Source organism: Virgibacillus sp. MG-45 (assembly GCF_036409425.1).
Lineage (GTDB): Bacteria > Bacillota > Bacilli > Bacillales > Amphibacillaceae > LDC-1.
This window is the reverse complement of sequence record NZ_JAXOFU010000012.1, coordinates 17,540-30,867: the sequence shown is the minus strand read 5'-3', so window position 1 is coordinate 30,867 and position 13,328 is coordinate 17,540. Positions and strand designations below refer to the sequence as shown.

Sequence of the window (13,328 nt, the reverse complement as noted above, 5' to 3'; positions counted from 1 at the left end):
AAGGAGGGGAAAAAATGGATTTACTCATATCAGCAGCAACACATCGTTCAGGCTCCACGCTTGTTCAGCGAATTTTTAATCGGCGTAAGGAAACCTTGATATGGGGCGAGCAATATGGTATTTTAACGCAATTTCAACGCATGCATCAGCTTCTCAAGGAGTATTCGACGAATCATTGCCAACAACGAGAAAACTACTTTAGAGATGGAGAAAATCCGAATCATTGGATTGCATGCATGGTTCCAGAGTTGGATTATGTGGATCACGCTGTGGAAGAATCGGTTAAAACATTGTTTGCTACGCTATATGCCCAGCATAAAGAGGGGCACGACATCATCGGCTTTAAAGAGGTGCGCTATGGAAAAGAGGAGCTGACATTATTCCGAATATGCTATCCAGAAACACCGATTCTGCTCCTTGTTCGCAATCCGCTTGATGTGTGGAAAAGCATGCTTGGAGCAGGGCTTGGCAATAATGTCGTACCATTTGCAAAAAAGTGGCAAACCAATGCGAGTTATTATTTAGACCTTGCCAAGCAGGACCCCGCAGTATACCTCGTACGTTATGAAGATATTGTTCTAAAACAGCCCGGTGCGACCTTGACTATTGCAAAGCTTGGAAAGTTATCAGAGGAAGAGATTGATTCGGTGATTGCTAAAAAAATATGGAGTACACCAAGAACACCTACGACTGCAGATGAGCATGCAATTATCCAAACGTGTGGTTCTACAATGAAAGCATATGGATACATGTAAGGGAGTTGAAACGTAAACTGGCATGGACTTTTTATTCATGCCAGTTTTTTTATACGCACAAGCATTGGAATTGTCCATACGAATGATTGAGAATTTCATAGAATAATTGTATTAACAGTTGGAAGGTGAGTAAGATTGGATAACGTGTCAATTATTATCCCGATAAGTCTGAATGATACGCCAAGAAACCAGGCGTTTCATTGGGTGAAAAAATATTATCAGACCATGTTTCCTGAAGCAGAGCTTTGTATTGGAATATCAAATGAAAAGCCATTTTCAAAGGCGAAAGTGATTAACCGAGCGGTGGGGCAATCAAAAGGTGAAATTCTTGTTTTGGCAGATGCGGACATATTTTTTGATCCAAATGTTTTGCACCAGGCTATTGCACTGTTAGAAGACCATGCATGGGTGATTCCTTTTCAGCACGTGTATAACCTATCAAAAGAAAGCACGCTGAAGCTATACGATATCGAGCCGCAATGGCCCATTCCGATTGAGTTGGAGACAAGAGCACGCCCTAATGCGGCAAGAGGAGGAATTAATGTGGTACCACGTGCGCATTTTAATCGTGTCTGTGGCTTTGATGAACGCTTTGTTGGCTGGGGAGGAGAGGATGATGCTTTTGCAGCTTCCTTAAACCAGTTATGCGGAAAGGCAAAACGGTTAAATGCTTATGTCTACCACCTATGGCATAAACGCAACAATGCGGGGAATTACAAGGAAAATCGAGAACTGTTAAAAGCTTATTCTGCCGGAAAAGAATCGGTTAGAAGAGAAGTAGAGAAACGCCGTGCAGAAGGCTTCACACTGGAGAAGGAAAATGAGTAATCGCAAAATGAAAAAGTTTCTCGTACTCGGTCACCCAAGAAGTGGAACAGGCTATATGGCTACCTTGTTTCAGAGGTTTGGCTATGATGTTAGTCATGAAAAAATGGGGAAGGATGGGATAAGCAGCTGGATGTTTGCAGTTGAGGAAAATCAAGTGTTTATGGACAGATCACTGAATCGCAAGAATTACCAATTTGAACATACCTTAATGACGATGCGGCATCCGAACGACATTGTCAGTAGTATTTATTATACCGGCGATATGAAAGGGCGTAGTCTTCATTACCGGCAAGCGTATCTTCCGTTAGAAAATTATCAGGGCATCGAAAAAGCTGTTCAAAGTGTAGTAGGGTGGTATGCACTAATCGAACAGCAGGACCCAGCGCTAATCATGTATGTAGATCGTCAGCCTGCACAGCAGCTTGCCCACTTTTTACAGATGAAAGAAGCAAAGGACTATCCTTTGATACCTGCTTTAAATCGGAAAGTAAATGCACGCAAGCACGCGGATTTATCTTGGGAAGATATAAAGCATGCCTGTCATGAACAAACATGGGAAGCGTATCGTCGTTTTTGTAATCGTCAAGGCTATCGTGCAGAAGAGGATGCACGTTGAACAGGAGAAGAAAAGATGAATACACTGATAGAACGAAATGGAAGGGACAGCAGGAGTGGCACGAATCTCGAGTGAGGACACGCAAGCGGCGTCCCCTGTTGTAAAAGACAAGAAATGAAAACAGTCTGTATAGACTGAAATAAATGCCTAATTATACGTTAAGGGGAGGAAGGTAAGATTGAAGGTCGCATTGTTAACGATGTTTAATGGATTAGATAGCACGTATTCCATCGTCAATGTCGTGGCAGAGCAGCTGCGAATGATGCTTGATGATGGTGTAAAACCAGTAATGCTCGTGAGTGAAAGCTGTCCACTTGATTCACGGTACGGGATATTTTTAGATGAGCGGATTGAGTGGAGAAAGGTCGCTAATTTTGTCGATGGTAAACAAATTCATTGGCGTGATTATACGCAAGCAAAAGGAGAAGTACATGATACATTTTTTGAAGAGGCAGATGTAGTTGCCAATGATTTAGTGGAAAAGCTAGCCGACGTAGATGCTTGTATCATGCATGATATCCATTATCAAGGCTGGCATTTACTACACAATGTTGCAGTTCGTAAGGCACAGGAGCGTCTTCCTAGCTTGAAATTTATCGCATTTACACATTCTGCCCCTGTTCAACGACCGTTGGAAATGGAATGGCCATTTTCAGCGCGATTTACACCAATGCCAAACACAACGTATGTATATCCGACTGCTTCTGGTATGGCAGCCCTTGCAAAGCAATATCATGTATCAGAAGGCGCATGTGCAGCGGTGAATAATAGCTTGGATTTACAAAGCTTTTTGAGTGAACCGACTGTAGAGCTTGTCAATGCTGTTGATTTATTTTCACCAGACATTGTTATCGTTTATCCAGGTCGGCTTACACCTGGGAAAAAATTTGAGAAGGTTGCCGCTCTAGGCGGGGCAATAAAACAGGGGACGGAAAAGACAGTGCAAATCATCTTTTGTGATTTTCCTAGCGCTGATATTAAGTCTGATGCATATAAGTCAATTGTTCGCCAAGCAGGAGTTTCCTTTGGATTAGTGGAAGAAGATATGTTTTTCACATCCGATATGCCGCGCTTTAAAAATGGATTTCCGAGGCAGGCAGTTATGGAGTTGTTTTCATTGTCAAATCTTTTTATTTGTCCTTCCTTTTCAGAGTCCTTTGGCTTAACCGTTTTAGAAGCGGCGAGTAAGGGGAACTTTCTCGTTTTAAATGAGCGTGTTCCTGCATTAGAGGAAATGGGGAAAAACTTACATGCTTATTTTATGCGGTGGGATGCGCGCAATTTTGGATTTGAATCCTTTGAGGAATATCATCCTTCTGAGCGAGCCTATTTGATTGAACATGGAAATATCATTCTAAATAAGATGCGAGAAAATCCTGTTATCCACGCGAAAAATTTAGCTCGCCAACGATACCATCCCAAATGGGTTTGGCAGCACCAGTTAAAGCCGTTGCTTACGCAGCCTTCAAAGTAACTGCAAAAATAAAACACCTCCGAACAATGTGAGGTGTTTTTCTGATTGCCTTATATACTTGTTTTACTTTACGGTTAAAGTCTGTAGAAGGTCATTTAAAGGGGCTCATTTTTATCGATATGCGGTTTAGCGTTTATCTTTTTGATGCAAATTTTGATGACATCTTTTTCGATGAATCGAAAGGCAACCTTTTTTTCTATTGTTTCCTTCCATGAGAAGTTCGCTTCCTGATTGCTAACCTCACACAGGATTTCCATTTGTTCAATCCTAAAGGTATCGTGTGCTTTAATGTCATCTCGATCAATAATACAAGAAAAATGAACTTCGTCATAGATTGTGTGTGGTTTGATGCTACCATCAATGAGTGCTTCATAACCAATCTCTTTTTTCAATATGCCGCAAATAACAACCACTTCATCACATACTTTTGCAATCTGTGCAGTTATTGTTTTTTTAACCTTTGTGCTCCCAACAATTGCAGGAGGAATGAGTTGGGTAGCGTGCTCAAGCAATAAACGACAACAAAGGGGCTTTGGTGGAGCCGGTGGTCCAGGTGGTCCAGGCGGTCCAGGTGGTCCCGGTGATCCAGGTTTTCCCGGTGGCCCAGGTTTTCCTTGTGGTCCTGGTTTCCCTTCCGGTCCTTGTGGTCCACGATTTCCAGGTCGTCCTTTAGGACCAGCTGGACCTTGTGCTCCTTTTTTTCCTCGTTTTCCTGGTGGACCAACACAGCAGCATTCTGTGCATTTGCACTTTGGACACATAATTTCACCCCACATTCTACGTATCTATATACCTATACTATGTAGGACTCATTGCAGTCGCAAGTCATTTTTGAAAAATCCACTACTGCCTTATTTATCATAAATAGAGGTAATAACCTATACCGAAAATGCGTGAATTAATATGCTACTATATACTGTATTTTTGATTGGGGTGAGCAAGCGTGCGTGAGGAAGAACTAAATGAATTGGAGTCGAGTCAATTAGAAAACGAGAAGTATGAAAAACAAGAGCATCATAAAGAAGATGAACAAAAAGAAAAGGGTAAAGAATGTCATTGTCACCCATGCATTTGTGAATTATTGCTTGATATTGTAAATAAACAAAGAGGAATTAGCTTACACGGTGAGCAGCTTTGTTCGTTAAGACAAGTAAATAAAAGACTGATGCAGAATACCGTTCCAATCATGCTCCAAACGCCTTATGGTAATCCGTTTTATACATGGGGTAATATCGGGAGTGAGGACTGTTTTGTTACCGTTTTTTTTAAAGTGGTTAAGGTAGATTGCAAGAAGAATTGTGCGGTGCTCCAGCTTTTAAAGCCGAATATAAGTCTGATTGATGAGGAAACAGATTGTGTAGAGGATGCACGAATTTGTGAGGTAGACGCTGTGACAAAAACGAAGGAGTGTATTTTAGTTGATCTAAGCTGCTATTCGGCAGTAAAGTGTTTGTCCGTTGATTTGGTTGTGGAAGGTGATTGTTAAAACAACTACCCTTCTCTAAGAGGATGGGTAGTTGTTTTTGGTTTAATGTGGAGTTTGGTTGTAATGATCATACGTATCTAATGCTAAGGTGACTCCTTGTGAAAATGCTGCTCCACCGCCAAGGGCAGCACTAATCGCAATCGTTTCCATTAATTCATCCTCTGTTGCACCGTTTTCGATTGCGCCTTTTGTATGGTACATGATGCAATATTCATCCTGCGCATAGATGCTAATGCCAACTGCAATGAGCTGTTTTTGCTTTTTCGATATGGTTCCTTCCTTAAAACAAGCTTCTGTAAAATTAAAGTATCCTTGCACCATTTCCGGCATGCGCTTATGAAGACGATTACTCCCTTGCTTGTAGTCTAAAATTGATTGATCAAAATAATTTACTGCTTCTTCATCATACATATCCATCGTTGTTCCTCCTTATTCAACTGCCTTTTCATAGCGTGGAGTCATATCGTTTTACCTATACGTGGAATAAAATCCCAATCCTTTCTTCTATACACGAACCATTGTAGGCAATGTTTAGCATAGAGGCAGAAAGGAATACTACTAGTGAAACACTGAAAAAGGAGCTGAAAACATGGATCAACAAAGTTTAAAAGCGAGTATTGAAAAAATTATGGATGAGAGCTATGTAGGAACATTAGCAACCGTTAAGCAAAATAAACCATTTACACGTTATATGACATTTCAGCATCAGGACTTAAAGCTTTACACGGCGACAAGTAAAGCAACAGATAAAACAGAAGAAATAGAAGAAAATCCATATGTACATGTGCTTCTTGGCTATGAAGGAGAAGGGTTTGGAGATGATTATGTGGAATATGAAGGAAAAGCAACGATTAATACATCTCAGGAATTAAAGGATAAATTATGGAATGATTATATGGAGAATTGGTTTGATGGTCCAACGGATGAGAATTTTGTTGTCTTAGAAATAGAGCCTAAACAAATTCAGCTCATGAATAAAAAAGGAGAAGCGCCACAAGTTTTACAGTTACATGAATAGAGATAGTAAAGAAAAGGGATCACTCTAAAAAGCTGATCCCTTTTTCATAAAATTATCAAATTACTACTGGAATGTTTTGGGATTTTAGCACATAATTAAATATAGATGTATATGGGATGAGTAAAAAGGAGTGGAAGGCATTTGGATCTAATGAAATTACGCTTCTATATCGAAGTGCTAGCAATTGCATTGGGATTAACCGTATTTCTTTGTGTCATTCCTATCCAAGTATATGAAAATGGACAGCCACGCGTGATGACAGTAGGATTAGGAATGATTCTTTGGTATATCATATTTACACGTAATGAAACCTTTCATCTACTCACAGAAAAATGGTTAAAAAAATAGCGTTGAACAATTTGAATGTTTTATGAATTATGAATATATTCATTATCTAGTTTATCATTAATTGTGGTGATTTTTTGATTGAGCTGTTCTAGTTTGTCAAAGAGTCGAGGAATCTGTTCATCCATTTCACCTCGACTCTTTGCCTGAGCGGTGGCATATAAGTAAATAAGTAGTGAAAAAGTTTGATTCGATGTACTCATCATTGTTTCATTTGGTTGCGCGGGCTGTTTTGATGTTTTCTTAAGATCACTTTCTATTGCTGTTAAAAGTAATTCTTCTAATTTATGTTGAAATGTTCTTGCATTTTCCATGTGACCCCTCCTTCTAATGGTTAATTTGTAATGTGTTTAATGATGCAATGCCTTCTTTCTGTTCTTCACAATAATAGTATCCATTAACATTTACATATTGATTAAATGGAAGCTTGATTTGAAAATTTTGAAAGGAAACCCCACTTTTAGGAGCTATTAAATTAGTTGTTGTTGGCTTAAAGCAATAATGTGTTTGCGGGTCATGATCTTCCAGAAGAACACGTACCCACGGGGCTTTTACTCGAGTGTTCGTACTACCCTCCACCGTATATTTTCCAGAAAAATCAATATCTCCATCTGAATCAAGATGAAGCAGGATAATCGGTTCATGAAACGGAAAGGAAGTCTCATTCATCACATGAAAGCTAGCTAAAATTAAATGGCTATTATTTGGTTCTTGATTAATGATTATCGAATGTGTGAAATAACATATAGTGGAACCCTGTTGCACATGCATAAATTTTTCATTTATTTTCCTTTCCGTATTGTTCATCTTTTGCTCGATTTCAGTCATTAGCGCCATCAGCTTTTCCATTTGTTTTACACCTCCAATTAAAATAGGAGAGGGAAATTCCCTCTCCATATTTTATGCAGTATGAATACGTTATATTAGCCGCCAGGGAACAAAACAGGACATTGTGGTGGGATGGCGGGTGTTGGACACTGCTCAAATATCTGTTCTCTTGGTTGACAGAAGTCTGCGGTTAATTCAAGTGTTACGTTTGTCACTGTTTGTACACTTTGACAAATGGTAAGTGCAAGGTCTACACTATCTAATGCTCCTGCAATACAATTTGCGCTTGCACCACAATCTACCTCTGTTATCCTAACAGATAGTTCAGTTCCTTCTGGTGCACATAGAAACGAAGATTCTGGAACGATGATTGAAATTGGATCGGATTGCTCTACAAATGGTGTAGTGTCATCTAATCCACTAAATTCAAAAACTACATTGATTGTTTTTGTGAAATTGACACTTTGTAAGGTAACGGATGTTCCATCAATATTGAAGGTGCGATTTTGACGTTCCCCTACTTCTGTAACTGGGACTTCTCCATTAGGTGGTATTGGATTTCCTGCATCATCAACTAAAAAACAATCTACACTAAGGTTTGTAACCGTAGTAGCACATGGATCGATGGGTAATGTGCCGAGGTCAGCGGCTGCAATATTTCGATTTATACTTGTCTGTAATAAAACCCAGTCATATACTTTTTCAGTGTTTATACATAATTGTTCTTGTGCACCCTGTAATGGCTGTTCTAGCATTCTTTTCATCTCCTTAATTAATTTATCTCTTTCAATATCAGTTTATGAATGTTTAATTAAAGCGAAACGGTTAATAAACCACTTTCACTAGTAATTTGCTTTAAATGTGCTTTTGTATACAGCTAAGCTATTGTAACGCTTGATTTCAGTTTTTCATATAATGTTGAAATAGAAGTCAATATATAGAAGTTTTCATGAAGTATAATCATGCAAAATATGTAGAGTGTTTTTTCAAGAATTTAAACTGTAAATGATGCAGATCTATATATTTATATTTATTTGAGAGGTGAATTTTATGGTTGATAAGCATCTTAATACAGATAAATCAATTAAACAACAATCATCTTCATCAGAAGAAAAAACAATTCCAGAACAAGTGAAAACACAGGGTGAGCAAACAAGAAAGGATATATTATCACTTTCTAAAAAGGATGCACTGTCTAATCAAAATCAGGAAAAGAGAGTTACCTTTCGCGATATTCAACAAGCGAATGAAATTTCGCAAATTTTCCCTAATTACTTCGCGCCGAAAACATCAATTAGGAATGGGAAAAATAATCGCTGGTTCACAAGCAAAATGAACCGACAGTCTCCATTGTTAGAAAACCAAAACAAGAGACTAGTAAGTAAAGGAGTAGCATCTACTCCTGCTAAGAAAATTGAAAAAACAACAGAACGAGAAAATGAGTTGCAAGCTGAAAGACAATTGAACTCCTCTTCCTACCACACTCCTTCTAATGCTGATATAAAAGTAGATAAGCTGAAAAAGGAAACAGAAAAAGAGCCGTCATTTTGGCAGCGGATATGGGAACGATTCAAATAACAACATCTCCTCGATTATTTATTCCAATGAACCTGTATTTAGATATTTTTCAGCATTGCAAAAGTGAGTTTCCATATGAAGCGGTTGGACTACTTTCAGGATTAGATTCAACTGTGAAGCAAGTATGGTTTTTTCAAAATGAGCGAAAATCTAGAACAAATTATTATGTTGGGATAGAACAAATAAAAGACGTGATAAATCAAATTTCAATACAGAAGGAGGAACTACTAGCTATTTTTCATTCCCACCCAACTGCACGTCCTCTTCCTTCCAATAAAGATATTCGGCATCACCCAAAAGCTGGCGGATTTATGGTTATTGTATCGCTTCAAAATAATATTAATATAAAAGCCTTTCAAGTTATAAAAGAATCATACAAAGAGGTTGCCATTTATATCATAGAATAGGCTAGCTTTTTGCAAGCTAGCCTATAATGGTAAGTCTAGTTAAAATGTTTAAATCGACTATTAACTTTGATGTTATTCTGTTTATCGCGTGTATGGTAGGCAAAGCTTTTTGGGATGATTTTTGATGATTTTTGATTAGTGATGTGTAGGCTAGCTTCACATGCACAGCCCCCACGTTTAAATTCTTGTTCAGTACGAATGCTTCCATTTTCATTTGAAGTCATAATAGATCTCTCCTTTAATGAAGGTTTATTTTATGGTATGAAAAAAAGACAAAAAAGGTATGGACATCCGATATAAGTGGATTTGTGAGATGCGGGTTTTGATGAGATAATGTATGATAGAAGTAAGAAAAAGACAAACCACCGGGAGTTTTGAAGGTGTTACATATTAATCCAGAGCATTTCACGTTAAAGCAAGCGGTCGCAACGATTCATTGTGAGCCGACATGGCAATGGAAGAAGCGTCCTAATCCGTTAGCGAATTATGATTTGTTCTATGTGTGGAGTGGAACTGGTACTGTCCAATTACATGGCGAGGAATATAATGTCCAAGCAGGGCATTGTTTTTTGTTTCGTCCTGGTGATATGCCTACAGCCACTCATCATCCACAGTCCCCGCTCGTTTTAACGTATATTCATTTTGATACGCTGCGTCGTACAGAGCTGGGTCAAATTCCTAACGCACATCATGTGATTAATGATCGAATCGCTTTTGAGGCGATGCTCACAAAATATGTACGTTTGTTTTTGTTGAGGCAGTATGGCTGGGAGATAGAAGCAAAGCTCATATTAAAGCAATTAATGATTCAATTGTTGCGTGAGGAGCAAACAAAAGGAGACGAAGTGCTGCCGATGGAAGAAGGGAAAGGCCTTCAACAGGCAATCTATGAGGTAGCTAATTATGTACAACTTCATCCTGGTAAAAGCCATTCCTTAGATAGCCTTGCAAGTCGAGCACAATTATCGCCTCGTTATTTTTCGCGAAAGTTTAAGGAGTTCATTGGCTGTACCGTAAAAGAACACATTATTCGTTCGCGTGTGAAGCGTGCCGAGCATTTGCTTTATCATACTGGAATGACCGTAACAGAAACAGCCTTTGCCTTAGGGTATAAAGATATTCATTTTTTTAGTAGACAATTTAAACAAGTTACTGGGAAAAATCCTTCTGAGTTTCGATGATTTTTTCATTTATACAGTTTTCTTTTGCATATAGATGTAAAAGAAGACTGTTTTTTATTTCACTACAAGGCTTGGATTTATTCGATTAATGCAAAAAGAATGCCGTTTTATCCAAATAAAACCCTTGAGCTACATGGTATGATGAGTGACATAATTTTCAACGAGACAGACTGTTTGGGAGGTTTTATTATGCAAGCTCCGTTCATTCAAACTCTTTTTGCAGATCGCATAGGTGGCAAGCAATTTGGACTTTCTGAGGATATTTATAAATTTGAAAAAATAAAGCGAGCGAAGCGGGAAGCAATCCAAGCAAAGCCGCAGCTGAATCTAATTGATCTAGGTGTAGGTGAACCAGATGAAATGGCTGATCAAGCTGTTGTTCGTATGCTAGCAATGGAAGCGGAAAAGCCAGAAAATCGATTTTATGCTGACAATGGAATTCAGGCTTTTCAGGAGGCGGCTGCACAGTATATGGCAGAGGTATTTCGAGTAAAAGAACTAAACCCATTTCTAGAAATAAATCATGTTATTGGGTCAAAGTCAGCACTTGCCATGCTACCAACGGCTTTTATAAATCCAGGTGATGTGCTCCTAATGCCAACACCGGGATATCCAGTTATCGCTACACATACAAAATATTGTGGTGGGGAAGTAGTAAATCTTCCGCTCTTAGAAGAAAATCTTTATTTACCCAAACTAGATACAGTCGACCCTGCTATCCTACAGAAAGCAAAGCTTTTGTATATAAATTATCCAAACAATCCAACAGGAGCCGTTGCAACTGCATCATTTTTTGAAGAGGTGATTTACTATGCGAAAAAATACCAATTTCTCGTTGTTCATGATGCTGCATATGGTGCATTAGTCTTTGATGGGCTTGCTCCTTTAAGCTTCTTATCTATTCCTGGCGCAAAGGATGTGGGGGTTGAGTTACACTCGCTATCAAAGTCCTTTAATATGACGGGCTGGCGAATTGGATTTATTGCTGGTAATGAAAGCATCGTAAAGGCATTTCAAACGATAAAGGATAATAGTGACTCAGGGCAATTTATTCCGATCCAAAAAGCGGCTACATATGCGTTATCTCATCCAGAAATAACGGAACGAATACGTGATAAATATGAAAGACGCCAAAAATATCTTGCTGATACATTAAATAATATTGGCTTTTCTGTTCAAAAGCCAAAGGGTTCCTTTTTTCTTTATACAAATGCACCTAAACAGCTTGCGAATGGAAGAAGCTTCCCGACTGCTGAAGCTGTTAGTGAATACTTAATCCGAGAGCATCTCATTTCAACAGTACCTTGGGATGATGCAGGAAGCTATTTGCGTTTTTCGGTGACCTACGAAGCGAATAGTGTGGAGGAAGAACAACGAATGATGCAGACAATTGCAGAGAGATTGAAGAAGGAGGCATTTTTGTTTTAAGGTCTAAACATAGTATATGAGGAGGAATTTTATGACGAAGGAAGAAATTAGACGCCGAATTGCTGAACAAAATGTACGATTTCTGCGCCTGCAATTTACTGATCTATTTGGAACGATAAAAAATGTAGAAATTCCAAGTAGCCAGCTAGATAAAGCGCTAGATAACAAAATGATGTTTGATGGTTCTTCGATTGAAGGATTTGTACGAATCGAGGAATCAGACATGTATTTGTATCCCGATTTAGATACGTTCGTAATCTTTCCGTGGACAGCAGAAAAAGGAAAGGTTGCCCGGTTAATCTGTGATATTTATCATCCGAGTGGTGAACCGTTTGCTGGTGATCCTAGAAATAATTTAAAACGGGTCTTAAAGGAAATGGAAGCAATGGGATATACCGATTTTAACGTTGGACCTGAACCAGAATTTTTCCTGTTTAAATTAAATTCAACCGGAGAGCCTACCCTTGATTTAAACGATCATGGCGGTTATTTTGATTTAGCACCAGTAGATTTAGGGGAGAATTGCCGCAGGGATATTGTATTAGAGCTAGAGGAAATGGGCTTTGAGATTGAGGCCTCACATCATGAAGTAGCACCTGGACAGCATGAAATTGATTTTAAATATCAGAATGCATTAAAGGCATGTGATGCTATTCAGACCTTTAAGCTCGTCGTGAAAACAATTGCACGGAAGCATGGACTCCACGCGACCTTTATGCCGAAGCCGTTGTTTGGAGTGAACGGCTCAGGCATGCATTGTAACCTCAGCTTATTTGCAAATGAGAAGAACGCTTTTTATGCTCCAGAAGAGGAGATGGGTCTAAGCCATGTGGCGAAATACTTTATTGCTGGGCTGATGAAGCATGTGGAAAGCTTTACGGCAATTGTGAATCCAACGGTCAATTCATATAAGCGTCTTGTGCCAGGATATGAAGCACCTTGCTATGTTGCCTGGTCTGCGAAAAATAGAAGCCCATTGATTCGAATACCAGCTTCCCGCGGGAACAGTACACGTGTGGAGGTAAGAAGTGTCGATCCAGCAGCAAATCCTTATTTGGCAATGGCTGTACAGCTTGGTGCTGGTCTTGATGGCATCCGGAATAAGCTTACGCCACCTCTTCCAATCATGGAAAATATCTATGCGATGTCGAAGGAAGAGCGTAAGGAACGTGGGATTGGACAATTACCTCACTCGCTAGCAGATGCGTTAACCAAACTGGAAAACAATCAGGTTATCATCAATGCATTAGGAGAAACGATTTTTAATCGCTTTTGTGAGGCGAAGCAGATAGAGTGGGAAGGATATCGCACGACCGTCCACCCTTGGGAAAGAGAACAATATATGAAGCAGTATTAAATCGAAGCTTGTAGAGAGTGCATTCTC

18 protein-coding genes are annotated in these 13,328 nt (G+C 39.1%); 12 read left to right on the top strand and 6 right to left on the bottom strand.

The window, feature by feature from the left end; genetic code table 11:
* Positions 1 to 14 precede the first annotated feature (14 nt).
* The 4 genes from SPK86_RS12895 (at position 15) to SPK86_RS12880 (ending at position 3,673) form a co-directional block, all read left to right on the top strand.
* Positions 15 to 755 carry a sulfotransferase gene (locus SPK86_RS12895; RefSeq protein ID WP_330949542.1) on the top strand — a complete coding sequence of 247 codons (741 nt, stop codon included), beginning with the start codon at positions 15 to 17 and terminating at the stop codon, positions 753 to 755.
* A gap of 144 nt (positions 756 to 899) precedes the next feature.
* Positions 900 to 1,583, top strand: a complete 684-nt coding sequence (locus SPK86_RS12890) for a galactosyltransferase-related protein (protein ID WP_330949567.1) — start codon at positions 900 to 902, stop codon at positions 1,581 to 1,583.
* Entirely contained in the window at positions 1,576 to 2,199 is a 624-nt protein-coding gene (locus SPK86_RS12885) for a hypothetical protein (protein ID WP_284141496.1), read from the top strand. Before SPK86_RS12890 ends, SPK86_RS12885 begins: the two co-directional genes overlap by 8 nt.
* A gap of 178 nt (positions 2,200 to 2,377) precedes the next feature.
* Positions 2,378 to 3,673: a glycosyltransferase gene (locus SPK86_RS12880; protein ID WP_330949541.1), complete on the top strand. Its 1,296-nt coding sequence runs from the start codon at positions 2,378 to 2,380 to the stop codon at positions 3,671 to 3,673.
* A gap of 95 nt (positions 3,674 to 3,768) precedes the next feature.
* On the opposite strand, the gene SPK86_RS12875 is transcribed toward SPK86_RS12880, so the two are convergent.
* Positions 3,769 to 4,434, bottom strand: coding sequence for a collagen-like triple helix repeat-containing protein (locus tag SPK86_RS12875; protein ID WP_330949540.1), 666 nt, complete (start codon positions 4,432 to 4,434; stop codon positions 3,769 to 3,771).
* Positions 4,435 to 4,616: 182 nt separating this feature from the next.
* On the opposite strand from SPK86_RS12875, the gene SPK86_RS12870 reads away from it, so the two are divergent.
* Positions 4,617 to 5,159, top strand: coding sequence for a CotY/CotZ family spore coat protein (locus tag SPK86_RS12870; RefSeq protein WP_330949539.1), 543 nt, complete (start codon positions 4,617 to 4,619; stop codon positions 5,157 to 5,159).
* A 42-nt stretch (positions 5,160 to 5,201) separates the two neighbouring features.
* Here SPK86_RS12870 and SPK86_RS12865 read toward each other — a convergent pair whose 3' ends face one another.
* On the bottom strand, positions 5,202 to 5,570 hold the full coding sequence (locus SPK86_RS12865) for a carboxymuconolactone decarboxylase family protein (RefSeq protein WP_443089785.1): 369 nt from the start codon (positions 5,568 to 5,570) through the stop codon (positions 5,202 to 5,204).
* Positions 5,571 to 5,748: 178 nt separating this feature from the next.
* Between SPK86_RS12865 and SPK86_RS12860 the strand changes: the two genes are divergently transcribed.
* Together SPK86_RS12860 and SPK86_RS12855 are read left to right on the top strand one after the other, a co-directional pair.
* Positions 5,749 to 6,177 (top strand): pyridoxamine 5'-phosphate oxidase family protein, encoded by a 429-nt coding sequence (locus SPK86_RS12860; protein WP_284141328.1) that lies wholly within the window; start codon positions 5,749 to 5,751, stop codon positions 6,175 to 6,177.
* Positions 6,178 to 6,318: 141 nt separating this feature from the next.
* Positions 6,319 to 6,525 carry a hypothetical protein gene (locus SPK86_RS12855; protein ID WP_284141329.1) on the top strand — a complete coding sequence of 69 codons (207 nt, stop codon included), beginning with the start codon at positions 6,319 to 6,321 and terminating at the stop codon, positions 6,523 to 6,525.
* Between the two features lie 20 nt (positions 6,526 to 6,545).
* Here SPK86_RS12855 and SPK86_RS12850 read toward each other — a convergent pair whose 3' ends face one another.
* The 3 genes from SPK86_RS12850 to SPK86_RS12840 all read right to left on the bottom strand — a co-directional run bounded on the left by SPK86_RS12850 (position 6,546) and on the right by SPK86_RS12840 (position 8,105).
* Positions 6,546 to 6,836: a hypothetical protein gene (locus SPK86_RS12850; protein WP_330949538.1), complete on the bottom strand. Its 291-nt coding sequence runs from the start codon at positions 6,834 to 6,836 to the stop codon at positions 6,546 to 6,548.
* Between the two features lie 13 nt (positions 6,837 to 6,849).
* Entirely contained in the window at positions 6,850 to 7,371 is a 522-nt protein-coding gene (locus SPK86_RS12845; RefSeq protein WP_330949537.1) for a hypothetical protein, read from the bottom strand.
* A gap of 74 nt (positions 7,372 to 7,445) precedes the next feature.
* Positions 7,446 to 8,105 carry a hypothetical protein gene (locus SPK86_RS12840; protein ID WP_330949536.1) on the bottom strand — a complete coding sequence of 220 codons (660 nt, stop codon included), beginning with the start codon at positions 8,103 to 8,105 and terminating at the stop codon, positions 7,446 to 7,448.
* A gap of 295 nt (positions 8,106 to 8,400) precedes the next feature.
* On the opposite strand from SPK86_RS12840, the gene SPK86_RS12835 reads away from it, so the two are divergent.
* Both SPK86_RS12835 and SPK86_RS12830 read left to right on the top strand, forming a co-directional pair.
* Positions 8,401 to 8,928, top strand: a complete 528-nt coding sequence (locus SPK86_RS12835; protein WP_330949535.1) for a hypothetical protein — start codon at positions 8,401 to 8,403, stop codon at positions 8,926 to 8,928.
* On the top strand, positions 8,898 to 9,335 hold the full coding sequence (locus SPK86_RS12830; RefSeq protein ID WP_330949534.1) for a Mov34/MPN/PAD-1 family protein: 438 nt from the start codon (positions 8,898 to 8,900) through the stop codon (positions 9,333 to 9,335). The genes SPK86_RS12835 and SPK86_RS12830 overlap by 31 nt, the downstream gene beginning before the upstream one ends.
* Positions 9,336 to 9,370: 35 nt before the next feature.
* Here the strand turns inward: SPK86_RS12830 and SPK86_RS12825 are convergent, their stop codons facing one another.
* Entirely contained in the window at positions 9,371 to 9,559 is a 189-nt protein-coding gene (locus SPK86_RS12825) for a hypothetical protein (protein WP_330949533.1), read from the bottom strand.
* A gap of 156 nt (positions 9,560 to 9,715) precedes the next feature.
* On the opposite strand from SPK86_RS12825, the gene SPK86_RS12820 reads away from it, so the two are divergent.
* The 3 genes from SPK86_RS12820 to glnA all read left to right on the top strand — a co-directional run bounded on the left by SPK86_RS12820 (position 9,716) and on the right by glnA (position 13,301).
* The gene (locus SPK86_RS12820; RefSeq protein WP_284141330.1) at positions 9,716 to 10,516 is read left to right on the top strand and encodes an AraC family transcriptional regulator; all 801 of its coding nucleotides are present in this window, start codon (positions 9,716 to 9,718) and stop codon (positions 10,514 to 10,516) included.
* 189 nt (positions 10,517 to 10,705) lie between these two features.
* The gene (locus SPK86_RS12815) at positions 10,706 to 11,944 is read left to right on the top strand and encodes an LL-diaminopimelate aminotransferase (protein WP_284141331.1); all 1,239 of its coding nucleotides are present in this window, start codon (positions 10,706 to 10,708) and stop codon (positions 11,942 to 11,944) included.
* Between the two features lie 31 nt (positions 11,945 to 11,975).
* Positions 11,976 to 13,301 (top strand): type I glutamate--ammonia ligase, encoded by a 1,326-nt coding sequence (gene glnA, locus SPK86_RS12810; protein ID WP_330949532.1) that lies wholly within the window; start codon positions 11,976 to 11,978, stop codon positions 13,299 to 13,301.
* The last annotated feature ends 27 nt before the right edge of the window (positions 13,302 to 13,328 follow it).

Bases quoted from the DNA above. Each gene is read 5' to 3' on its own strand.
- SPK86_RS12895 (WP_330949542.1), top strand. From the start codon at position 15: ATGGATTTACTCATATCAGCAGCAACACATCGTTCAGGCTCCACGCTT.
- SPK86_RS12815 (WP_284141331.1), top strand. From the start codon at position 10,706: ATGCAAGCTCCGTTCATTCAAACTCTTTTTGCAGATCGCATAGGTGGC.
- SPK86_RS12875 (WP_330949540.1), bottom strand. From the start codon at position 4,434: ATGTGTCCAAAGTGCAAATGCACAGAATGCTGCTGTGTTGGTCCACCA.
- SPK86_RS12840 (WP_330949536.1), bottom strand. From the start codon at position 8,105: ATGCTAGAACAGCCATTACAGGGTGCACAAGAACAATTATGTATAAAC.
- glnA (WP_330949532.1), top strand. From the start codon at position 11,976: ATGACGAAGGAAGAAATTAGACGCCGAATTGCTGAACAAAATGTACGA.
- SPK86_RS12885 (WP_284141496.1), top strand. From the start codon at position 1,576: ATGAGTAATCGCAAAATGAAAAAGTTTCTCGTACTCGGTCACCCAAGA.
- SPK86_RS12865 (WP_443089785.1), bottom strand. From the start codon at position 5,570: ATGTATGATGAAGAAGCAGTAAATTATTTTGATCAATCAATTTTAGAC.
- SPK86_RS12825 (WP_330949533.1), bottom strand. From the start codon at position 9,559: ATGACTTCAAATGAAAATGGAAGCATTCGTACTGAACAAGAATTTAAA.
- SPK86_RS12845 (WP_330949537.1), bottom strand. From the start codon at position 7,371: ATGGAAAAGCTGATGGCGCTAATGACTGAAATCGAGCAAAAGATGAAC.
- SPK86_RS12860 (WP_284141328.1), top strand. From the start codon at position 5,749: ATGGATCAACAAAGTTTAAAAGCGAGTATTGAAAAAATTATGGATGAG.
- SPK86_RS12835 (WP_330949535.1), top strand. From the start codon at position 8,401: ATGGTTGATAAGCATCTTAATACAGATAAATCAATTAAACAACAATCA.
- SPK86_RS12850 (WP_330949538.1), bottom strand. From the start codon at position 6,836: ATGGAAAATGCAAGAACATTTCAACATAAATTAGAAGAATTACTTTTA.